Here is a 22,794-nt window from a genome sequence, read left to right on the forward strand (position 1 = left end):
ATGAGGAGATCTTCATGTCCTGCGTCACGAGAGACCCAATTCTCTCCCGAGTGGATCTGATCTATGTCGTCGACCCCGAAACGAACTGAGTCCAGTTTCCGCCGGATCGCGGTAATCGGGTTGGGCGCGATGGGTGGCTCGTTCGCCCGTGCCGCCACGGCTACGACGTCGGCCGAGGTGGTCGGGTGGTCTCCGGATCCCGCTGAGCGCCTCTCCGCCGTTGATGCAGAAGCGGTGGCCGCAGCACCCGAACGCTGGAGCGATGCGGTCGCGGGGGCTGACCTCGTGATGCTCGCCATTCCCCTGGGACCGACATGCAAGATGATGGCAGAGTTGGCATCGACTCTTGAACCCGCCGTGGTCGTAGCGGACGTGGCGAGTCTCAAGGGCCCGGTCGCCGAGGCTGCCGCAGAGGCCGGACTCACTCGGCGGTGGGTCGGGTGTCACCCTATGGCTGGCGTTGCCGAGTCTGGGTTCGCGGCATCGAGCCCCACGCTGTACGACGGAGCCACTGTTTGGATCACGAACGACCCGGAAGCCGAAGATTCCGCTGACCGAATGCGCACGCTATGGGCCCGGTTCGGGGCGACACCTCAACAAGCGGATCCCCACGAGCACGATCGCATGATCGCTTTGGTCAGCGCGCTACCCCAGCTCACGGCCAACGCTCTGGCGACGACGTTGGCAGAAGCAGGCATCGGCCCGGAACAACTCGGGTCAGGCGGTTCGGACATGACGCGTCTCGCCACATCCAGCCCGGACATATGGATCGACATTCTTTCAGCGCTCCCGGAAGACCTGGTTGTGGGACTCCGGCTCCTTGGGAAAACCGTCAGCGACCTGACCGACGCCGTGGAGGGTGGGGACATGCAGGAGGTGCGCGAAGCCATGATGCGATCCGCGAAGTGGAAGGCCGGCTCGTGAGGATCACAGTGCCAGGCGATAAGTCGCTTACCCAGCGAGCGCTGATTCTGGCATCGATTGCGTCCGGAACGAGTTCGCTTCGCGGCCTCTTGTTCGGCGGCGACGCTGAATCGACCGCCAATGCACTGAGGGCTATGGGTGCCAATATCCCGCCGATCCCTCAAGACGGAGGTGCGATCGAAGTTGAGGGCGTTGGGCTCGATGGGTTGGCCACCCCAGATGCGCCTCTTGATCTAGGAAACAGCGGGACGGGCACGAGGCTCCTCCTGGGACTGTTGGCAGGAGCGGGGGTGGGAGCGACGCTTACCGGGGACACATCGCTCCAAAGCAGACCCATGAAGCGGGTGACCGCCCCGCTCTGTGCGATGGGCGCTTCGTTCGAATTTCTGGAGGAGCAGGACCGGCTTCCGCTCACGATCACGAGTGCGGCTGGGCTCTCCGCGGTCGATTGGCCGAGTCATGTCGCCAGCGCTCAGGTGAAGAGCGCGATTCTCCTCGCCGGACTGACGGGCCACACATTCGTTCAGGTCACCGAACCCCGTCGCTCCCGAGACCACTCTGAGCGTATGCTGAATCAGCTCGGTGTCTCGGTGATTTCGCATGCTGTCGCTGGCGGATGGCGTGTCGAGCTCAGAGATCCTCCAGCGCAGATCGAGGCCTTCGACTTCGCCGTACCCGGTGACATTTCCTCTGCAGCTTTTGTGCTCTCCCTCGCTGCACTGGGCGCCACGCAGGACGTTCTGACCGTGGAAGGCGTCGGACTCAACCCGACCCGGACGGCGTTTTTGGATGTACTTCGCCGGATGGGTGTCGACCTCAACATCGCCCTGAGACCAGACAGCGGAGCGGAGCCCGTGGGCACGATCTCTGCGGAATCAGCCGATCTGCGTGCCACGGTGATCGCCCCCGACGAAGTACCTCGACTAATCGACGAGCTTCCGCTGGTGGCGATCTTGGGTGCACGTGCCAAAGGGACGACGATCATCCGCGACGCGTCGGAGCTCCGGACCAAGGAGTCCGATAGGATCTCGGCGCTCGTCGAGAACCTCCGAGGGTTAGGCGTCTCGGTCGAAGAGTTTGCAGACGGACTGGCGGTCGAGGGCTCTCGGGAACCTCTGTCTGGCCGAGTTAAGTGCTTTGACGATCATCGCATCGCGATGGCTTTCGGCGTTCTCGGAGCCCAACCGGGTAACTCAATAGAGATCGATGACCCCGATGCAGCCTCGGTGAGTTTCCCTGGATTTTGGGAAATGCTCCACAACGTTTCGACAGAGGGAGGGGAATGACGCGCGAAGGCCCCGTCGTCACGCTGGACGGGCCAGCAGGCTCAGGTAAGTCCAGCACAGCGAAAGAGGTCGCCAAGCGACTGTCCTTCCGGCACCTCGACTCTGGGGCCTTGTACCGCGCTCTAACCCTGGCGCTTACGCAAAGAGGGGTAGCGCAGGAGGAATGGCCGCGGTTGACCGAAGCCGATCTTGGGGCGCTCGACGTAGACATCACACCGACAGACGATGGCTTCCAGGTTCTGGTGTCTGGTCAGGTGGTCGACGCCGAGCTACGCACGCAGGAGGTCACGGAGGGTGTGTCTCATCTCGCGAAACTGCCGGCCGTACGAGCCATCTTGTTAGACCTCCAGCAACGCGCCGGTGAGTGCGGGAGACTTGTCGCGGAGGGGCGTGACATGGGCACCGTCGTATTCCCAGACGCCGAAGTGAAGGTGTACCTCGTGGCCGACGTTGCTGAACGAGCCAGGCGACGCCTGTTGGACGAGGGCGCGACGGACGACGACCCAGCCGAACTCCACCGTCAGATCGAGGCGATTCGTGCCCGTGACAGTCGAGATTCGGAACGTGAACTTTCACCACTGAAGAAAGCCGAAGACGCCGTTGAAATCGATACCACAGGGCTCACCTTCGACGCCCAAGTGGCCGCGGTTGTCCAACTGGTTCTCCGATTGACTCCATCTTAAGCCGTATCTAGCTTTCCTGGCTGTCATCCTTTCACGTACACCCTAACCCGCGCTCGTCCCCCGAGCCCGGCAAAGCGCCGCCTCGATTTCTCTCGAGAGTGGCCGCAGGATACCCATGACTGAGAACGAAACCCCCGATGTCGACCCGACGGACGAACTCCCTGAGGGAGTAGAGGTTGTTGTCGACGCGATGACCGGCGAAGTCACCACCATGACTGCCGAAGAACTCGCCTCCGAAGAAGCCGCTGAGGAGGCTGCAGAAGCTGCTCGTGCAGCCGCACTCGCCGCTATGCCAGACGGCATCTCACCGGAACTCTTCCACGATCCGTACGGCGAAGAGCCGCTGTCGACCTCGAAGGAGGAGTTCGAAGCTCTCCTCCTGGAGTTCAGTGCGGACTTCCAGGAGTTCCGTGAAGGCGAAATCGTCAACGCGAAGGTCCTCCGTGTTACGGATGCTTCCGTCATTCTCGAGTTCGGCTTTAAGAGCGAAGGCTCGGTCGCACTCGACGAATTCAAGGACCCGCCCGAGGCAGGCGACGACGTCGAAGTTCTCCTTGAGAGCCTTGAAGACGACGACGGTGTTGTCGTGCTCTCTAAGAAGAAGGCTGACTTCCTCCGCGTCTGGGAGAAGATCCGCGAAGCACACGATGCGGATCGCCCGGTGAAGGGAACACTCGTTCGCAAGATCAAGGGTGGCGTTACCGTCGACCTCATGGGCGTCGACGCCTTCCTCCCGGGCTCGCAGATTGCTCTGCGCCGGGTTCCGAACATCGAGGACCTCATTGGCGAGGTCTACAAGTTCAAGATCATCAAGCTCAACAAGCGTCGCCGGAATATCGTTGTTTCGCGTCGCGTGATTCTCGAGGCCGAGCGCGAGACGAAGCGCGAGACGCTCGTGAAGGAGCTCTTGGTCGGTCAGGTCCGCGAGGGTCAGGTCAAGAACATCACCGACTTCGGTGCGTTCATCGATCTGGGCGGCCTGGACGGACTGCTCCATATCACGGACATGTCGTGGGGCCGCGTTGGGCACCCGTCCGAGGTCGTCGACATCGGCGCTGGGCTGGACGTGAAGGTTCTCGACATCGATTGGAACCGCGAACGGATCTCGTTGGGGCTCAAGCAGCTCCTCCCGTATCCGTGGACGGACATCGACAAGAAGTACCCGGTCGGTTCGCGTGTGAAGGGCAAGGTCGTCTCGATCACGAACTACGGTGCCTTCGTCGAGCTCGAGAAGGGCGTCGAGGGTCTCGTGCACATCTCCGAGATGTCGTGGACGCGCAATGTGCGTCACCCCTCGAAGGTCGTGTCGATTGGTGAAGAGATCGAAGCTGTGGTCCTCAAGGTCGATCCGAACGACGAGAAGATTTCGCTCGGTATGAAACAGATCGAAGAGGACCCGTGGTTGTCGCTGCCGGTGAAGTACCCGACCGGCACCAAGCTGGCCGGTACGGTCCGCAACCTGACCTCGTTCGGTGCGTTCGTTGAGATCGAGCCGGGAATCGATGGTCTGGTGCACGTTTCGGACATGAGCTGGACCAAGCGGGTCGAGCACCCGTCCGAAATCGTCCAGAAGGGTCAGGACCTCGAAGTCATCGTCCTCGACGTGGATGCCGAGAACAAGCGCATCTCCCTCGGTGTGAAGCAGATCGCGGACGATCCGTGGCCTGCGATCTCCGAACGCCTCGCGCCGGGAGTCGAGCAGGATGGATCGGTCGTCCGCGTGCAAGACAAGGGCGTCGTTGTCGACCTCGGAGACGATGTCGAAGGCTTCGTGCCGGCAGCGAACACTGGCATTGAAGACGTCGAGAAGCTCGAGGAGTACTACGGCGCCGGTGACTCGGTCAGCCTACGTGTGATCGAGTCGGATGGGGCCAACCGCCGCATCGTGCTTGAGGTGACGGAAACGCCTGAGCGTAAGCCGCAGGAAGAGATCGAAGCGGCACGCCTCGCTGCAGCAGCTGCGATCGCCGCGAAGGCCGAAGCCGAGGGCGGACCGGACGACGAGGAGGACTTCCAGAAGAAGGCCGTCGTACCGAAGCCGGAAGTGGCTGAGGTGTCTGACGGAGAAGCCGCAGTGCCGAGCGGGCTGGAATCTGCAGCGGCAGCCGCGGGAGCGGATGCAGCGGCAGCTGAGTCAGCAGCCGAAGCCGCGGAGGCACCTGAAGCTGAGGGAGAAGCCGAAGAGGCACCTGAAGCCGAAGAGGCGCCTGCAGCTGAGGCGGAAGCTGAAGAAGCACCTGAAGCTGAGGCGGAGGCTGAAGCTGAGCCTGAAGCTGAGGCGGAAGCGGAGGCTGAAGCGGAGGCTGAAGCTGAAGAAGCACCTGAAGCTGAAGCTGAGCCTGAAGCCGAAGCGGAAGAGACAGCTGCCGACGACGTCGAGGAAGGCGCCAAGGAGGAGTAACGACTTGTCTCTAGTGACACGCTACCTCCGAAACGCCCGGACGCTTAATGCGTCCGGGCGTTTCCTGTGGCTCCTAGTACTACTCGGAGCCTGTCAGGTGTCAGGAATGTCCACTGCGGAACCGGCCCGGGACATGGGCCCCGCAGACCCAGTCATCACCGACGCCCCAATCTCGTCGGGTGACGTCGACCGAGCCGCGCAGATATTTGCACAGGCTCGTGAGGCGTTCGCCGTCGGTCGGCTCGATGTCGCAGCCGAGCTCGCGGACCAAGTCATTGATGAGTATCCGAGCAGTGCGGTGTCGGGGCGGGCGCTCATTCTGCGGGCACAGGTCGCCCGTGACGGAAAGGACGCTGCAACGGCCGATGCGTCCGCGGAGCGATACATCTCGCTACTCGCAGCAGACGACTCACGCATTGCTGCCGCACGACTACTCCAGGCCGAGGCCTTCGTGGACGATGCGTCGGCGCGGGTCGACCGCCTCATGCGGATCCCGCACACAGTGCCCAGGACCGAATTGGATCGCGCGACGCGAATGGCGCGTGAAGCGGTGGGGACTCTCGTTGAAGCGGACGTGGTCTCGGGCCTTTCTCGGACGTCCGACGACGCGCCACTCCGGTGGGTCCTGGAGATCCGAGCCGGTGTGTTGGCCCTAGAGGCCGGTGACGACGCAGCGGCCACCGCCTTTGCGGAGCGAGCGCTCGTGCTGGGTGCCGCTGGGCCGGATTCAGTGATTGCAGAAGGGCTCCGTCGAGGTGAACTGCCGGGGGACGGGGGCAGGCAACGCGTGACGACGCTCGAGATCGCCACCGTCCTCCCAACTGGAGGTCCGCCGGCCTTAGCCAACTACGCGGCTCTCGTGGCTGAAGGCGTCGAAGTCGCAGCGGCTTCTGTGCTGGGCCGCCGATTCGATGTCCGCGTGACAGCCAAGGACGACCAAGCTGATCCGGCTCTGGCCGGTACGCTCGTTCGTGAGATTGAGCGGGGATCTGCGGTCGGGATCGTTGGCTTTCTAGAAGATGCGTCGCTCGAAGCGGGAGGGCGCGCGCGAACACGCGATCTGCCGCTGATTTCACCGACTGCCCGTAGCGCCTCACGTGCTGGGGATGGTGCCTATTCGCTTGAAGGACCGGACCCGTTGGCGGCGGCCTCGATGGCGCACTACGCTGCGGATGAGGGATACCTACGCGTCGCGATCGTCCACTCCGACGCATTAGAGTCGGTGGCGGAAGCAGATGCCTTCGAAGCGACCATGCAAACGCTTGGGATCCCGGTCGTGGGGCGATACGGATACCCTCTTGGGGTCACGAACTTCGAGGACCAGATCCTCGGGGCCCGTGACGCGCTCCGCCGGGCCGAGATCGCTGCCCTGGAACTCGGGGAAGAAGACACCCTCCATGTGGAACTGCTCGAGCCCGTCGCGGTGTTCGTCCCGATTCCGACGGAAGACGTCGAATTAGTGGCACCACAGATCACTCATTACGCCTTGGACACGCTCGCCATCGCCGTCCTAGGCACTTCGGCGTGGACCGATCCTCAGGTGCTTGCTGATGTGGACTCGCGTCACACAAATGGCGTGGTAGCCACGGCACCGGAAGGTCGAGGCACTGGCTCTGCCGGCGCCGGGCGCTTCCGTGAGGCTTACGAGGCCCACTTTCAGCGAAGTCTGGTCTCGTCCGTACCAGCAGTTGGCTACGACGCGGCCTTGCTCCTCCTTGAGGGGCTTAGGCCCGGCCCCTCGTCCCGACGGCAACTCCGAGCGAACATGGAGCAACTCCGCGATATCGAAGGCGCCACAGGTGTCTTCTCCGTGATCGACGGAATAGTGGTGCGCCGCTCGGAAGTCGTTTATATCGACAACGGTACCCTCATCCCGATCGGATAGAGACCTGATGTCCATCCACGAAAAGCTGGACCGACTCGACGAACTCCGCCGCTCAGCCGAAGAGGGTGGGGGCGCAGCCCGCCTGGAAGCGCAACACAAGCGGGGAAAACTCTCGGCCCGGGAACGTCTCGACCTTCTACTCGACGAGGGCTCCTTCGTTGAGTTGGACAAGTTCGTCACGCACCGATCGACCGATTTTGGGCTGGAGGACCAACAATACCTGGGTGACGGAGTCGTCACGGGTTACGGCACGGTTCACGGTCGCCTGGTTTACGTCTTCAGCCAGGACTTCACCGTTTTCGGAGGGTCTCTCTCAGAGACGCACGCCGAGAAGATCGTGAAAATCCAGGAGATGGCTCTCAAGAATGGCGCCCCCATCATTGGGTTGAACGACTCGGGAGGAGCCCGTATCCAGGAGGGTGTCGTCTCTCTGGGCGGTTATGCCGACATCTTTCTACGAAACACACTGGCTTCGGGCGTCATTCCGCAGATCAGTGTGATTTTGGGTCCATGTGCTGGTGGAGCTGTGTATTCGCCTGCCATCACGGACTTCATCTATATGGTCCGAGGCACGAGCTACATGTTCGTGACCGGCCCGAACGTGGTGAAGACTGTGACGCACGAGGACATCGATATGGAAGGTCTGGGGGGCGCGGACGTTCACGCGTCCAAGTCGGGTGTCGCCCACTTCGCACTGGACTCAGAGCCCGAGTGCCTCGGTGCGGTGCGAGATCTCGTGAAGTACCTCCCGCAGAACAACATGGAGCTCCCAGAGTCTCTCGAGACCTCCGATCCACATGACAGACAGGACGAGAAATTACTCGAGATCGTGCCAGATAACCCTAATCGCCCCTATGACATGAGAGATGTCATTGGTCGCGTAGTTGACCACGGGGATTTCTACGAAGTTCACAAAGACTTCGCAGGAAATATCCTCGTCGGATTCGCGCGGCTTGGTGGTCATTCTGTGGGAATCGTAGCGAATCAGCCTTCGGTCCTCGCCGGAGTATTGGATATCGATTCATCCGACAAAGGCGCTCGCTTTGTCCGCTTCTGTGACTCGTTCAACATACCGATCGTCGTGTTCGAAGACGTACCTGGGTTCCTGCCCGGCGTAGCTCAGGAGCACGGCGGAATTATCCGCCATGGAGCCAAGCTCCTCTACGCCTTCGCAGAGGCGACCGTGCCCAAGATCACCGTGATCACACGGAAAGCGTACGGTGGTGCCTACGACGTCATGAATTCCAAACACATCAGAGGCGACATCAATCTCGCTTGGCCACAGGCCGAGATCGCTGTGATGGGACCGAAAGGGGCAGTCGAAGTGCTCTTTCGAAAAGAGATTGCTGCCTCCGACGATCCGCAGGCTGCTACGGACGCACGCATCGAGGAGTACCGGGAGAAGTTCGCGCATCCCTACATCGCGGCTGCCCGCGGATACGTGGACGACGTGATCGACCCTCGCGTAACCCGCCCGAGGCTGATTAACGCGCTCGATATGCTCCGCAACAAGCGCGATGAGAATCCAGCCCGCAAGCACGGAAACATCCCGCTCTAAGGGGCTTTTCACACATTCGCGGGAACCCGTTCGACCGAGCACGACGGATCCTGACGAGCTACCAGGAAGACGAAGAAATCACCCTGCACATCATGCGGCAGGGGCCGGAGATGAGTGTGGCCGGACGACTCAGCGACTAGCTCTTCTCACGGATCACATGGAGGCAGGGCCGGGTTTCTGAAGACTCGGGACCCCGCCCGCTTTTTGTGGGCACTCCCTCATCGAAGGGAGGGGGCTTAACTTCGGGGCCGCATCTTCCTTTTCGAGGCATCACGCTTGATCCGGTCCCTACTTGTCGCGAACCGCGGTGAGATCGCAGTTCGAATCGTCCGAGCCGCTCGAGAACGCGGAATTCGCACGGTGGCGGTCTTCTCCGAGCCTGATCGGCTGGCGCCTCATGTTTTGGAGGCGGATGAGGCATATCTGATCGGCCCAGCACCGTCTGCGGAGAGCTATCTGCGAGCCGACAAGCTCATTGCGGTCGCCCTAGCCGCAGGCGCCGAAGCGATTCATCCCGGATACGGATTCCTCGCGGAACGTGCATCGTTTGCGGCGGACGTGGAAGCCGCTGGTTTGATCTTCGTCGGGCCCACCGCGGATACGATCTCCTCTATGGGAGACAAGACCGAGGCGCGGCGCCGAATGGCCGACGCCGGCGTCCCCATCGTGCCGGGTCTCACGGAAGCCCTCGCTGATCCTGCGGAGGCGCTCCGGGCGGCTGGCGAGATCGGATATCCTGTGCTCCTCAAGGCTTCTGCTGGAGGTGGCGGGAAGGGAATGCGCGTCGTTGAAGGCCCGGACGACATCGAACGTGCCTTCGACGCTGCTGTCCGGGAGGCCACGGCTGCTTTTGGAGATGGAGCTGTCTATCTAGAGCGGTACTTGGACAATCCGCGCCATGTCGAAATTCAGGTCCTAGGCGATTCACACGGCAACGTCGTGCATCTGGCGGAGCGCGAGTGCTCGATCCAAAGGCGACATCAGAAGTTGGTTGAAGAAGCGCCCTCGGCCGTGCTCACCCCCGAGGAACGTGCAGCCATGGGCCAGGCCGCAGTCATGGCCGCACAGGCAGTGAACTACCGAGGTGCGGGAACTATCGAGTTTCTCTACCAAAACGGAGAGTTCTTCTTCCTAGAAATGAACACCCGACTTCAGGTGGAGCACCCGGTGACGGAACTCGTCACAGGTGTTGACCTGGTGGACTGGCAGCTCAGGGTTGCGTCCGGAGAAGAGCTCGACTTCAGTCAGGACGACATCACGCTGTCGGGGCACGCGATCGAGTGTCGAATCACGTCAGAGGACCCTCTTTCAGGCTTCCTTCCGTCAACCGGCGTGGTCACCCACCTCGAGGTCCCCACCGGACCGGGCGTACGCTGGGACGGAGGCATCCAGGAAGGCTTCGAGGTCTCGCTGCACTACGACCCGTTGCTGGCAAAACTCATCGTGCATGGTCCTTCCCGCGAGATGGCGATCGAACGCATGGCACGCGCGCTCGACGAGTTGGTCATTTCGGGCATCGACACCTGCGCCCCGTTCCACCGTCGCGTGATGGACGAACCTGATTTTCAAGAGGGCCGGCTGACCATCCGGTACTTGGACGAGCACCCCGAGCTTTTGGAGCCCGACGCCGACGAGTCGTCGCTGGTTGCCGTGGCCGTGGCCGCCGCGCTCCTAGAAGACGAAGACCGGCAGCGTCATCGTTCTCCTCGGATCGGCACCTCGGACGGCTCGGGAATGTCTCCCTGGCGAGCAGCGATTCTCCCGGGACGGGATGGAGCACGATGAGCGGCGAAGCGACGGACCAAGAGTTGGTAGAAGTCTCTGTGCGCGCCCTGTCATCGAGCGGTGCGGGCGTAGCGGATCTTCCCGAAGGACAGGTGGTGTTCGTCCCCAGGACCGCGCCCGGCGACCGCGTGCGTATCCGGCTCGGCAAAATGAAGAAGCGCTGGGGAAAGGCCACCATCGACGAAATGCTGGAGCAGTCCGCTAATCGCGTGAAGCCAGCATGTGCTCTCTTCGATGAATGCGGTGGTTGCTCGCTTCAGCACATTCCATACGAGACGCAGCTCGAGTGGAAAGCCCAATGGGTTCGAGATGCCCTGGAGCGGATCGCACACATCCAGGTGGAGACCCCAGATGTGACGCCATCTCCAGCCCCGCTCGGATACCGGAACAGGGTGACCTACACTCTTCGCAGGCTCCGAGGCGGACGGATCATCGCCGGCTTCCATGCGCTGGGACGTCCGGCACACGTCATTGAAGTCAAGCATGAATGCATGCTTCCCGAGCCTGAACTCAAGGGCGCTTGGATTCAACTGCGCGCCGTTTGGGGCATGGGGGCGCGCCTCTTGCCCGGCGCCGGACGGCTACGTCTGACACTGCGCAAGTCTGCGGGCGGCGTCGTCCTCCTCGTGGAGGGTGGTGAAGCCGGGTGGCGGGCCAAGGCGCTCGCGGAAGCCGCAACGCAACTCGTCGCAATCTGGCACCGGCCCTCAGGCAACGAGCCCGCGGTACGTATCACGGGCGACCAAGTATTCGAGGCTTGGGAGGACGAGTCCGTGCCGGTGGCCGCCGGGGCATTTCTACAGGTCAACCGCGCAGTCGCGAAAGAGATGCAGCAGTACGTCGGTGTCCAAGTCGGCGAAGCTGATTCCGTGGTCGATGCTTATTGTGGCGTCGGTGCGTACGCCCGGGTGCTCGCCCGACGCGGAGCCTCTGTAACCGGGATCGAACTGGACCCTGAAGCCTGCGAAGCGGCGCGATTCGAGGCCCCCGCGACGCTCCAGATCGTCGAGGGAAGCGTGGAGGAATGTCTCGCCGAGACACTACCAACCGAGGTGTTGATTCTCAATCCACCACGCACCGGACTGGACGAGTCTATTCCCGCCGTGATTCAAGCGAGCCCTCCGAAGCGGGTGATCTACGTGAGCTGTGACCCAGCGACGTTAGCCCGGGACATCGATCGTCTGTCGCCGGCCTTTAAGCTGGTCCGAATCCAAGCGTTCGACCTTTTCCCTCAGACCGCCCACATCGAGACTGTCGCAGTCTTGGAAGCGGCGTCCGAAGAATGATCTACCACGTCTCGATCGGTGACCGGAGCTTCGTGGTCGACATAGGCGTTGAAGGGGTACAGGTCGATGGCTCACCCGTTCGAGTCGATATGGCGCACGTCGACGGCACCGACGTCAGAAACCTGCTTTTGGACGACGCATCGCATCGCCTGGTGGCGCGAAATGACGGGAAGGGTCGATGGAGTCTTCATCTGCGTGGACGGCGATTCGAAGCCGAAGTCCTGGACGAGAGAACCCGATCGATCCGCGAAATGACGGGCGCAGGGGCGGGCCCGACCGGCCCGGTACCTGTGAAGGCTCCGATGCCCGGCCTCATGGTGAAGGTGGAAGTTGAGGTAGGCGACATCGTAGAGGCTGGCCAAGGCGTCGCCGTCGTGGAGGCCATGAAGATGGAGAACGAACTGAAGGCCCAGGGCCGGGGAAGGGTCGACGCCATCCACGTGGCCGAGGGAGACACAGTCGAAAAGGACCAAGTCTTGGTGGATTTCACATCGCTGGAGGAGGAGCCCGTCAGTGAGTGAGCCGAAAGACCCGCGATTCACTACAGACAGTGGCCTAGACGTCGAACGGCTATACGGGGACGAGACGGCACGAGGTGCGCCGGGCTCTTTTCCGTTCACACGAGGCATCTACCCCAATATGTACCGTGGGCGTGTATGGACCATGCGCCAGTACGCCGGCTTCGGGACGGCTGATGCGACCAACGAGCGCTTCAGGTACTTGCTGGATCAAGGACAGACCGGGCTCTCTGTAGCGTTCGACCTACCCACACAAATGGGGTACGACTCGGACGCGTCCATAGCCCAGGGCGAGGTTGGCCGCGTCGGTGTCGCGATCGACTCGCTGGACGACATGAGGCGGTTGTTCAGTCAGATCGACCTGGGCGAGGTGTCCACGTCCATGACGATCAATTCAACCGCTGCTGTACTCTTGGCCTTCTACGTGGCGCTGGGCGACGAGCAAGGCGTGTCGCGTGACCGGCTTTCAGGGACCGTCCAGAACGACGTACTCAAGGAGTACATCGCTCGGGGGACGTACATCTATCCGGTCGATCATTCGCTTCGGCTCGTCTCTGACATCATCGCCTTTTGTTCGAAAGATATCCCGAAGTGGAATACGATCTCGATCTCAGGCTACCACATCCGGGAAGCGGGATCGACCGCTCCTCAGGAAGTGGCCTTCACATTTGCGAACGGCCTGGAGTACGTGTCACAGGCTCTGGAAGCGGGACTCGACATAGAGTCCTTCGCACCTCGCCTGTCTTTCTTCTTCGCGGCACATAACGACCTCTTCGAAGAAGTGGCCAAATTTCGAGCCGCCCGCCGTCTTTGGGCGACGCTCCTCCGAGAACGTTACGGCGCCTCGGACAAGTCCAGCCGGCTGCGTTTTCACACGCAAACGGGAGGATCGACGCTGACCGCTCAGCAACCGCACAACAATGTGGTTCGGGTCACAGTTCAGGCGCTCGCTGCTGCGTTGGGGGGCACTCAGTCTCTGCACACCAACGGCTTCGACGAAGCATTGGCGCTTCCTACGGAGGAGTCGGCCAAAGTCGCGCTCCGGACGCAGCAGATCCTCTCTTCCGAGTCTGGTATCACACGCACGGCCGATCCGCTCGGGGGCTCCCACTACGTGGAAGCTCTGACGGATGAAATCGAGCGCATCGCGCTGGAGTATCTCGAGAAGATCGACGAATTGGGCGGCGCGTCGAAGGCGATCGACTACATGCAGGAAGAAATCCACCAGGCCGCCTACGCGCACCAGATGGACATTGAGTCGGGCGAGCGTGCGGTGGTCGGAGTCAACGTGCATGCGGAAGACGAGGGCAGCCCTCATATCGGAAAGCCGGACTACGGAGAGCTAGAGGAAGGCCAACTCGGTCGACTGTCTGAGCACAAGTCGGCGAGGGATGTCGGAGAGGTCTCTGCCCGACTCGACGCGATCGGCAACGCTGCGCGGGGGAGCGACAACCTGATGCCACATATCATCGAGGCCGTCAAAGCCGGTGTGACTCTAGGTGAGGTCAGCAACCAGCTCAGGTCTGCCTGGGGCACATACGACGGATGACGCTCTACCCACGACGGTTCATCCGCGCGTCGCTGACAGGATAGGCCGCCAACGTTAGTTTTTTGGGCTCTATCAAGCCCTGTCTTGGCCCGCGCCTCCTATGCCCACGTACGACTACAGCTGCCCGAACGGACACCGTTTCGAGGTGTTCCAACGCATGTCCGACGAACCCGTGTCCGAGTGCGCGGAGTGCGGTGCTGTCGCAGAGCGCGTGATTTCCGGCGGCGTGGGCTTTCTCTTCAAGGGTGACGGGTTCTACATCACCGAGTCCCGCTCGGATGACTACAAGAAGAAGGCGTCAGCGGATTCGCCTTCAGACTCGTCTTCGGCCTCGGGCGACTCGCCTAAGAAGGCGGCCGCGCCCAAGAAAGACGCGGCTCCACCCATTCCTTCGAAAGACTGAAGCAATGGAGCACGAAGAGATCAGAGCTGGGTTAGCGGTAGCCCTCGAGACCATGGGCGTTTCAGGCGCTAAGATCCAGCTTGTGCGCCCCAAGGACCCTTCGCACGGCGACGTGGCCTGCAGTGTGGCGATGACGCTCGCGGGCGAGCTGAAAAAGGCACCCCGGCAGATTGCGGAAGACATCGTCGCGGCGTTGGACCTGGGTGCCATGGGTGTGGAGGCAGCAGAGATTGCCGGTCCAGGATTTCTGAACTTCAGGCTGTCCGCCGGTGCTGTCGCTTCCATCCTCGGAGAGATCCTCACCAAGGATCGTGACTTCGGGCGTACCGAGACCGGTGCTGGACAATCAGTGATGGTGGAGTTCGTCTCGGCAAACCCGACCGGCCCACTACACCTTGGTCACGCCCGACAAGCGGCACTCGGCGATGCGGTCGCTGAGCTCCTCGATTGGACCGGATGGACCGTCCACCGGGAGTACTACTACAACGACGGTGGTCTCCAGATGGAGCGCCTCGCGGAAAGTGTGCGAGCCCGCTATCTGCAGCACTTCGGACACGAGGCGGAAATCCCTGAGGGCGGTTATCACGGCGACTACGTCATCGACATTGCCCGGAGTCTCGTCGACGACCATGGCGATCGCTTCATAGCCGACGCTTCTCCGGAAGCCATGGATGCCATCAGAAGCATGGCGGTGAAGATCGTCCGTGCGGACCAAGACCGTGACCTAGGTCAGTTCCGGGTACACTTCGATGAGTACTACCTAGAGTCCTCTCTCTACGACGAGGGGCGCGTCGACGGGACCATCCAGGCGCTGAAAGATACCGGGCTCACCTACGAACTCGATGGTGCCACGTGGCTCAAGACGACCGAATTCGGAGATCAGAAAGACCGGGTGATGGTGCGTAGCAATGGTCTGCCCACGTACTTCCTTCCCGACACCGCCTACCACAAACACAAGTGGGAGCGAGGGTATCACCGGGTGATCAACGTGCAGGGTGCGGATCACCACGGCACAGTAGATCGAGTGCAGAGTGGTGTTCGCGCGCTGGGCATGCCCGAAGGCTTCCCGGAGTATGTCATTCACCAGATGGTGCGCGTAGAACGGGACGGTGTTCCGGTGAAATTCTCGAAACGGTCGGGTTCGGGAATGACTTTGCGAGAGCTTGTCGACGAGGTCGGCGTAGACGTCACGCGCTATTTCTTCCAAATGCGGAAGCCCGATGCGCACATGCTCTTCGACATCAATGCTGCTTTGGATCAGTCGGATAAGAATCCGGTCTTCAAGGTCCAATATGCGCACGCGCGCATGTGTTCGATCTTCGTGAAAGCGGGGGTAGAGCCGGAGGACATTTCAGCGGAATCGGTCGATCTCTCCGTTCTGAGCCACGATCTCGAGCGTGAACTCCTGAAGCAACTTGGGGAGTTCACCAAGACGCTTGAGCGAGGTGCTGCCACGGCTTCGGCCCATGGGGTAACCGAGTACCTCGAGAAGACCTCTGGTGCGGCCAACGCCTGGTACCATGCCGGCAATCCAAGTCGGAACCCCGAGTTGGCTGTATTGGTGGACGATCCCGACCTGCGCAACGCTCGTCTCGCGCTCGCCAGGGCGGTCCAAGTCGTTCTTCGGAACGGCCTCGCAGTGTTGGGCATCGATGCACCACAGCGCCTCGATCGTCCTTCCGACGACTCTTCTTCTTGAAGGAATTCCGACGCCACAATGTCGATTCTTTGTGTAGGTAGCGTAGCCCTCGACTCCGTCGAGACGCCCTTTGCCAAGGCTGAGCGCGTTCTCGGCGGTTCCGCGACGTTCTTCACGTCAGCCGCGACCCTGTTCAGTCCAGTCCAAGTGGTTGGAGTGGTCGGTGACGACTACCCCCTCGCTAAGCTGGACTTTCTTTCCAAGAGAGGTGCGGACCTTTCCGGCATCGAACAACGCCCGGGGGAGAGCTTCTTCTGGGCAGGGAAGTACCACTTTGACCTGAACACGCGTGACACGTTGGAAACGCGGCTCGGCGTCTTCGCAGATTTTCAGCCGAAGATCCCGGACGCGTTCAAGTCCTCAAAATACGTCTTCCTCGGCAACATCGATCCAGACCTACAGCACGACGTTCTCGACCAAGTCGACACCCCTGATGTCGTAGCCTGCGACACGATGAACTACTGGATCGAGGGCAACCGTGAGTCGCTGAATTCCCTGCTCGAGCGGGTGAACATCCTCATTGTGAACGACGAAGAGGCTCGTCAGCTCGCCGACGAACCAAACCTCCTTAAGGCGTCGCGGTGGATTCGCGACCGCGGTCCCGACATCGTCGTCATAAAGAAGGGTGAACACGGAGCGATTCTGTTCGCGGACGACTGGCTCTTCTTTGTACCGGGATATCCGCTCGAAGAGGTCTTCGATCCCACCGGCGCAGGCGACGCCTTCGCCGGCGGCTTCATGGGCTCCCTAGCTCAGGCAGGGAACCTCGAAGCAACCTCGCTTCGGCGAGCCATGGTGTTCGGCTCTGTGATGGGGTCGTTTGCAGTAGAGCGCTTCAGCGTGGAACGACTCATTGACCTGTCTCGTCCTCTTGTGGACAAGAGGTTGCAGGAGTTCCATGAAATGACCGCCTTCGAAACTCACATGGGGATCGAGCAACGTGTCTGACCGCATGAGCTACCGTGACGCCGGTGTGGACCTCGACGCCGCAGAACGAGCTAAAGACGGACTCAAGGATCTGGTCGCGTCGACGCGGGACCGATTCACGCTGTCCGAGCTCGGTGCTTTCGGGGGCTTGTACCAAGTTCCGGACGACCTCAAAGGCCCCGTCCTGGTATCGAGTGCGGACGGCGTGGGGACGAAGCTCAAGCTCGGCTTCGCGTCCAATCGGCATGACACCGTAGGTCAGTGCTTGGTGAACCACTGTGTGAACGACATTCTGGTCCAGGGCGCCAGACCGCTCTTCTTCCTGGACTACCTAGCGACCGGAGAAATGGACGAAGCGGTCGTAAATGACGTCGTCCGAGGCGTCGCCATCGCCTGCCGCGAAAATTCCTGCGCGCTTCTGGGCGGAGAAACGGCTCAGATGCCTGAGTTCTACGCCGCCGACGAGTACGACCTCGCGGGCTTCATCGTGGGCGCAGTAGAGCGGGACGCGATCATCGACGGATCGCAGATCAGGGCCGGTCAGACTCTGGTGGGAATCGAGTCTTCGGGCATGCATACGAACGGGTACACACTGGCCCGAAAGATCGTCTTCGACCGCATGGGTCTAGGGGTTGAGGACGAGTACCCGGGAACGGGTCACTCCGTGGGCGAGGAAATGCTCGCAATCCACAGAAGTTATGCACCGCTTTTCTTGCCCCTTCTCGCAGATGGCGTGTCCATTCGCGGCCTCGCCCATGTGACAGGGGGAGGCATCCCCGGGAACCTCCCGCGTGTTTTACCAGAAGGACTCGGCGCTCGCGTCGATCGCTCTAGCTGGGAGGTGCCAGCAACGTTCCAGACGCTACAGGACGGGGGAAACGTCACCAGGGACGAAATGGATCGTGTGTTCAACATGGGAATCGGCATGATCGCCGTTGTCGACGAGGACGGGGCCGACGCCATTCGGGGCGCAGCGGATACCGCGGGCCTCGCGTCCTACGTCATCGGGCAGATCGAAGACGGCGAAGGGGTGTCCTACTCCTGATGTTTATTCGGGCTGCGCTCTGTTGTTTGGTGGTGTTTGTGGCCGGAGTCGCACCAGTGGGTGCCCAGGACATCGGCTCTCTCCAAGGTCAATGTGTTGCATCATCGCCCGGAACCGCGTCGGGATGCGCTGAGGCGGCGGTGGCAGCGCGCGCGCTTATGGGCCACATCGGACTGTTGAGCGCCCTCGGCTCCTCTGTGCCCGGCGCAGCATCGACTCTCGGTCGCCGACTCGGCAATACCCCGCGTGTCTCAGTCAGCCTGCGTGGAGCTGGACTTCAGCTCCGCATGCCTGATCTCACGGATCGACAAAACCAGCCCGCTGGTGAGTTAAACATTTTCGTCCCCACCCTCCACGGAAACGTTGCCCTAGGCCTCTTCGACGGGTTCCGGCTCATGCCAACCGTGGGAGGCTTTCTCTCCGTCGACTTCGTGGGTCAAACGAGCGTCGCATTCCTTCCCCGGAGCGAAGGCTTTTCCGGCAAGGTTTCGTCTCTCGGACTCGGCGCTCGAATCGGCATTCTCACGGAATCGTTCACGCTGCCCGGTATCTCGCTCTCAGTCATGCGTAATTTCCATGGCACGGTGAGCTTCGCGAACGCGACGCTCGGGGACCCTGCCCAGGTCGACCTGGATCCGGGCACGACTTCGTATCGCTTGACCGTAGGGAAGGACCTGTTGGCCGTTGGATTGGTGGCGGGAGTCGGTTGGGACTCGTACTCCGCTAATGCATCGATCCTCCTGAATTCCGGGACCGGAGTGATCGCGTCCACTGCGGACGTCGGAGCGGGTCGCAAAATTCTGTTCGGGGGTGCCGCACTGAACTTCCTCATCCTGCAGCTTTCCGCCGAGGTTGGATGGGCTCAAGGGTTCGAGGCGACCACGGGATACGCAGGGGCGCCATTCGACCCGACGAAGGGAACGATCTTCGCAGGTTTGTCCGCGAGGCTCACGATCTGACATGAACGACGACGCTCTCTCTCGAGAGGACCACGCCCACCTCGAGTGGTCCCGTATGTTGGCGCGGCGTGGCTGGGGCCGAGTCCACCCCAATCCACTCGTGGGGTGTGTGCTGGTCCGAGACGGACGCGTCGTCGGAGAAGGTTTCCACAAAGAATTTGGTGGCCCTCATGCGGAGATCGCGGCGCTTGAGGCAGCTCGCTCACAAGCGGAGGGGGCCACGGTCTACGTGAGCCTCGAGCCGTGTAATCACGAAGGGAAGACGCCCCCCTGCGCGAAGGCCCTGATTCAGGCTGGTGTCTCGAGGGTCGTGTTCGGAGTCGCGGAACCGGGTGAAACCGCCGGTGGCGGGACCGAGACCCTTCGAGCAGCCGGGATCGAGGTCGACGGCCCCGTGTGGAGTGCCGAGGTCGGCCGGTCAGAGAATCCCGCCTTCTTCCACGCCCGCGCGTCCGACACGCCCTACGTCGCATTGAAGCTGGCGATGAGCATGGATGCCCGCATCGGGACCAACGGCCCTGAGCCGACTCGAATCACCGGAATCGAGGCAGAGCGCGAAGTACACCGCTTGCGGACCGGCTTCGACGGGGTCTTGATCGGAGCGGGCACCGTGAGATCCGACGATCCGCGTCTCACGGTGCGCATGGCACCTCTCGGACGAAAAGCTGTCCGGCGCCTGGTGCTCGACCCGTCCGCACAGCTTACGAAGTCCGCAGCGTTGTTCGACGACGCCGCGGAGACTCCGGTGCACGTGTTCACGAGTAGGGCCACATCCGAACTCGACATCGAGCGACTTGAAGAGGCTGGCGCACAGGTACACCCCGTGCCGGTCGACTCCGAGGGTCGCCTCGACCTTAGCGCGGTTCTCCGTATCGCCGGCGACCTCGGTATCGAGTCGATCCTGTGCGAAGGCGGATCGACGCTCGCGGGAAGTCTGCTTCGGGAAAGTCTCGTACAGAGGTTGTACCTGTTCGTGGCACCCATGACGTTGGGTCCGGAAGCTGTCCCGGCCTTCTCGGACACGGTGCATCCATTGGACTGGGAGCACTTCTCACCAGCCTTCGCTCCGGAAGTGCACGGGCACGACACGCTCATCGTTCTGGACCGAGAGGAGTCCTGATGTTCACGGGAATCGTTGAAGCCATGGGCGAAATCACGGCTACTGAAGACCGCGAGACGACGCGGACTTTCACGGTCCGGGCGCCGGGGCTCGCTCCATCACTGTCGCTGGGGGCTTCGATATCGATCGATGGTGCGTGCTTCACCGCGGTCACCATTGATGGGGGTGACTTCACCGTTGATGCGATCGGGACGACGCTGGAGCGAACCGTGGCCGCGTCCTATGCAATCGGCACGAGGGTCAACCTCGAGCGGCCCATGCAACTCGGCGCACGCCTGGACGGGCACTTGGTCCAGGGACACGTGGACGGCGTCGGCCACCTCGTTGAATCGATTAAGTCCGGCGAATTCTGGCTGATGGACTTCTCGATTCCCGAGGATGTTCTCGGGCTCACCGTAAAACACGGATCCATCACGCTCAACGGGGTAAGCCTCACCGTGAGCGAATTGCCCGCGCCTGGTGTGTGCCGGATCGGTGTGATTCCGTTCACTCACGAACACACCAACCTCGGCATTCTCGAAGCGGGAGACCGCATCAACATCGAGGGTGATATGATCGGCAAATACGTCGGCAGAGTCCTCGCTTCTCGTGACGACTGACCGATTGGAGATACGGCTATGAAGTTCGATCGCGTCGAAGATGCCATTGAAGACGTCCGGCAGGGCAAGATGATCATCGTCGCGGACGACGAGGATCGTGAGAACGAAGGTGACATCGTCATGGCAGCCAGTATGGTCACGCCTGAACACGTCAACTTCATGCTCAAGAACGCCCGGGGGCTCATCTGTGTCGCTATGACCCCGGAGCGTGCAGACCGGCTCGACTTGCCACCGATGGCCGACCGGAACACCGACCCAAAGGGCACCGCGTTCACGATTGCCGTCGACGCCCACCAGAAGTTCGGGGTCACGACCGGCATCAGCGCGTACGATCGCGCCAAAACCATCGAGGTCCTCGCAGACGAACACTCCGTGCCGTCGGACCTGACTCGCCCTGGACACATGTTCCCGTTGCGGGCCAAGGCGGGTGGTGTCCTTCGGCGCGTCGGACAAACCGAGGCGTCGGTAGACCTCGCCAAACTCGCCGGCCTACCGCCCGTAGGTGTGATCTGTGAAATACTCTCAGATGACGGGACGATGGCGCGCCGCCCTCAACTCGAAGCCTTCGCGAAAGAGCATGGGCTCAAGTTCGTCACGGTCGCGCAGTTAGTGGCTCACCGCCTGACGCGCACCCGAATCGTGGAGCGCATCGCGGAGGTCGACCTGCCGACGCGCCTAGGCGACTTCCGAGTCGTCGCCTACGAAAGTGTCTTGGACAAGCGCGAGCACCTCGCGCTCATCAAGGGTGATATCGACAAGAAGGCCAACGTCTTGGTTCGGATGCACTCGGAGTGCATGACCGGCGACGTATTCGGTTCCATGCGTTGTGACTGCGGAGAACAGCTCGCAGCGGCCATGGAGCAGATCGAAGAAGAGGGGCAGGGCGCCATCGTATACCTGCGGCAGGAAGGGCGCGGCATCGGGCTGGCGAACAAGCTCAAGGCGTACCAGCTCCAGGACGAGGGACTCGACACGGTCGAAGCCAACCAGAAGTTGGGCTTTAAGCCAGATCTTCGTGATTACGGCATCGGCGCCCAGATTCTGCTGGACCTCGGACTGCACTCGATTCGCCTTCTTACAAACAATCCGAAGAAGATCGTCGGCCTGGATGGTTATGACATCGAGGTTACGGGGCGAGAGCCTTTGCGCGTCGTGCCGGGGAAGCATAATGAGAAGTACCTCGATACGAAGCGTACCAAAATGGGACATATCATTTGAGCACTGATGGATCACACGTCGATGGTTCGAAAGGTGCCTTCGACGCCTCTGGCCGCCGGATCGCTCTCCTTGTGAGCCGATTTAACTCCGAGATCACGGACCGTCTTTTGCACGGGGCGGTTGAGTGCCTCACCGAGCACGGAGCAGAGGAGTCGGACATTGACGTCGTGTTCGTGCCGGGAGCTTGGGAGCTTCCGCAGACAGCTGCGAAGGTGGTACGCCAGACGCGTCACGATGCGGTAGTGGCTCTCGGGTGTGTCATTCGCGGCGATACTCCACACTTCGACTATGTGTGTAGCGAAGTCTCTGCGGGCCTCGGCGCCGTCGCGCGAGACGCCGCTATCCCGGTCTTGTTCGGCGTGCTGACCACGGACGATGCGGCTCAGGCGTTGGCCCGAGCCGGGGCTGGCAAAAACAACAAGGGCTACGAGTGCGCGATCGCCGCGCTCGAGATGATCGAAGTTTTCCGGGAGTTGGAATCTTGAGTGACGATGAGACCATCAGCCTTCCGGATCGCATCGATCGGATGCGTGCGAGGGCATGGATCCTGCAGATCCACTATCGGTGGGAGAGCGCGGCATTCGACGGAACGCTTCGAGACGCCTTGGTCGATACGACAGCGACTCGGCTCGTGGCCAAGCGGCGGCTGCCCTACATCCGGGAGGTCTTGCAACTCATGGACGAGCACCTCTCTGAAATCGATGCTATGCTGCAGAACTCATTGGACAACTGGCGGCTGGAGCGACTTTCTACGATCGACCGAGCCGTACTTCGCATCGGGGCAACGGAAATCGTGTACATGGAAGATGTGCCGCCCAAAGTGTCGATTCAGGAAGGCATCAGGCTCGCGGAAGCGTACGGTGGTTCGGAGTCACCCCGTTTCGTGAACGGCGTTCTGGATGCCCTCTACAAGGGACTTCTGGAAACCATCGGGTGACGAACGAGGACG

At 61.5% G+C, this 22,794-nt stretch carries 20 protein-coding genes; all 20 read left to right on the top strand.

Annotation, left to right across the window (positions count from 1 at the left end):
* Nucleotides 1–63: 63 nt before the first annotated feature.
* The 20 genes from P8L30_10090 (at nt 64) to nusB (ending at nt 22,782) form a co-directional block, all read left to right on the top strand.
* On the top strand, nt 64–924 hold the full coding sequence (locus P8L30_10090; GenBank protein ID MDG2240542.1) for a prephenate dehydrogenase: 861 nt from the start codon (nt 64–66) through the stop codon (nt 922–924).
* Entirely contained in the window at nt 921–2,210 is a 1,290-nt protein-coding gene (gene aroA, locus P8L30_10095) for a 3-phosphoshikimate 1-carboxyvinyltransferase (GenBank protein MDG2240543.1), read from the top strand. Before P8L30_10090 ends, aroA begins: the two co-directional genes overlap by 4 nt.
* Nucleotides 2,207–2,893 (top strand): (d)CMP kinase, encoded by a 687-nt coding sequence (gene cmk, locus P8L30_10100; GenBank protein MDG2240544.1) that lies wholly within the window; start codon nt 2,207–2,209, stop codon nt 2,891–2,893. Before aroA ends, cmk begins: the two co-directional genes overlap by 4 nt.
* Nucleotides 2,894–3,008: 115 nt before the next feature.
* Nucleotides 3,009–5,294, top strand: a complete 2,286-nt coding sequence (locus tag P8L30_10105) for a 30S ribosomal protein S1 (protein ID MDG2240545.1) — start codon at nt 3,009–3,011, stop codon at nt 5,292–5,294.
* 13 nt (nt 5,295–5,307) lie between these two features.
* Nucleotides 5,308–7,179 (top strand): ABC transporter substrate-binding protein, encoded by a 1,872-nt coding sequence (locus P8L30_10110; protein MDG2240546.1) that lies wholly within the window; start codon nt 5,308–5,310, stop codon nt 7,177–7,179.
* Nucleotides 7,180–7,186: 7 nt separating this feature from the next.
* Nucleotides 7,187–8,737, top strand: coding sequence for an acyl-CoA carboxylase subunit beta (locus P8L30_10115; protein ID MDG2240547.1), 1,551 nt, complete (start codon nt 7,187–7,189; stop codon nt 8,735–8,737).
* Between the two features lie 276 nt (nt 8,738–9,013).
* The gene (locus P8L30_10120; GenBank protein ID MDG2240548.1) at nt 9,014–10,522 is read left to right on the top strand and encodes an acetyl-CoA carboxylase biotin carboxylase subunit; all 1,509 of its coding nucleotides are present in this window, start codon (nt 9,014–9,016) and stop codon (nt 10,520–10,522) included.
* Nucleotides 10,519–11,808, top strand: a complete 1,290-nt coding sequence (locus P8L30_10125) for a class I SAM-dependent RNA methyltransferase (protein MDG2240549.1) — start codon at nt 10,519–10,521, stop codon at nt 11,806–11,808. Before P8L30_10120 ends, P8L30_10125 begins: the two co-directional genes overlap by 4 nt.
* The gene (locus P8L30_10130; protein MDG2240550.1) at nt 11,805–12,329 is read left to right on the top strand and encodes a hypothetical protein; all 525 of its coding nucleotides are present in this window, start codon (nt 11,805–11,807) and stop codon (nt 12,327–12,329) included. The genes P8L30_10125 and P8L30_10130 overlap by 4 nt, the downstream gene beginning before the upstream one ends.
* The gene (locus tag P8L30_10135; GenBank protein ID MDG2240551.1) at nt 12,322–13,875 is read left to right on the top strand and encodes a methylmalonyl-CoA mutase family protein; all 1,554 of its coding nucleotides are present in this window, start codon (nt 12,322–12,324) and stop codon (nt 13,873–13,875) included. The genes P8L30_10130 and P8L30_10135 overlap by 8 nt, the downstream gene beginning before the upstream one ends.
* A gap of 100 nt (nt 13,876–13,975) precedes the next feature.
* A complete protein-coding gene (locus P8L30_10140; GenBank protein MDG2240552.1) occupies nt 13,976–14,278 on the top strand; it encodes a zinc ribbon domain-containing protein in 303 nt (100 codons plus the stop codon).
* A gap of 4 nt (nt 14,279–14,282) precedes the next feature.
* Nucleotides 14,283–15,977: an arginine--tRNA ligase gene (gene argS, locus P8L30_10145; protein ID MDG2240553.1), complete on the top strand. Its 1,695-nt coding sequence runs from the start codon at nt 14,283–14,285 to the stop codon at nt 15,975–15,977.
* Between the two features lie 18 nt (nt 15,978–15,995).
* Nucleotides 15,996–16,925 (top strand): PfkB family carbohydrate kinase, encoded by a 930-nt coding sequence (locus tag P8L30_10150; protein MDG2240554.1) that lies wholly within the window; start codon nt 15,996–15,998, stop codon nt 16,923–16,925.
* A gap of 4 nt (nt 16,926–16,929) precedes the next feature.
* Nucleotides 16,930–17,949, top strand: a complete 1,020-nt coding sequence (gene purM, locus P8L30_10155; protein MDG2240555.1) for a phosphoribosylformylglycinamidine cyclo-ligase — start codon at nt 16,930–16,932, stop codon at nt 17,947–17,949.
* 140 nt (nt 17,950–18,089) lie between these two features.
* Nucleotides 18,090–18,908 carry a hypothetical protein gene (locus tag P8L30_10160; GenBank protein MDG2240556.1) on the top strand — a complete coding sequence of 273 codons (819 nt, stop codon included), beginning with the start codon at nt 18,090–18,092 and terminating at the stop codon, nt 18,906–18,908.
* A 1-nt stretch (nt 18,909) separates the two neighbouring features.
* A complete protein-coding gene (ribD, locus tag P8L30_10165) occupies nt 18,910–20,028 on the top strand; it encodes a bifunctional diaminohydroxyphosphoribosylaminopyrimidine deaminase/5-amino-6-(5-phosphoribosylamino)uracil reductase RibD (GenBank protein MDG2240557.1) in 1,119 nt (372 codons plus the stop codon).
* The gene (locus P8L30_10170) at nt 20,028–20,627 is read left to right on the top strand and encodes a riboflavin synthase (GenBank protein MDG2240558.1); all 600 of its coding nucleotides are present in this window, start codon (nt 20,028–20,030) and stop codon (nt 20,625–20,627) included. The genes ribD and P8L30_10170 overlap by 1 nt, the downstream gene beginning before the upstream one ends.
* Before the next feature lie 18 nt (nt 20,628–20,645).
* The gene (locus tag P8L30_10175; protein MDG2240559.1) at nt 20,646–21,845 is read left to right on the top strand and encodes a bifunctional 3,4-dihydroxy-2-butanone-4-phosphate synthase/GTP cyclohydrolase II; all 1,200 of its coding nucleotides are present in this window, start codon (nt 20,646–20,648) and stop codon (nt 21,843–21,845) included.
* Entirely contained in the window at nt 21,842–22,330 is a 489-nt protein-coding gene (gene ribH, locus P8L30_10180) for a 6,7-dimethyl-8-ribityllumazine synthase (GenBank protein ID MDG2240560.1), read from the top strand. Before P8L30_10175 ends, ribH begins: the two co-directional genes overlap by 4 nt.
* Complete coding sequence (gene nusB / locus P8L30_10185) at nt 22,327–22,782, top strand: transcription antitermination factor NusB (GenBank protein ID MDG2240561.1); 456 nt, start codon at nt 22,327–22,329, stop codon at nt 22,780–22,782. Before ribH ends, nusB begins: the two co-directional genes overlap by 4 nt.
* Nucleotides 22,783–22,794: the final 12 nt, after the last annotated feature.

This window comes from Longimicrobiales bacterium, from assembly GCA_029245345.1.
Taxonomy (GTDB): Bacteria; Gemmatimonadota; Gemmatimonadetes; order Longimicrobiales; family Gaopeijiaceae; genus CALFPJ01.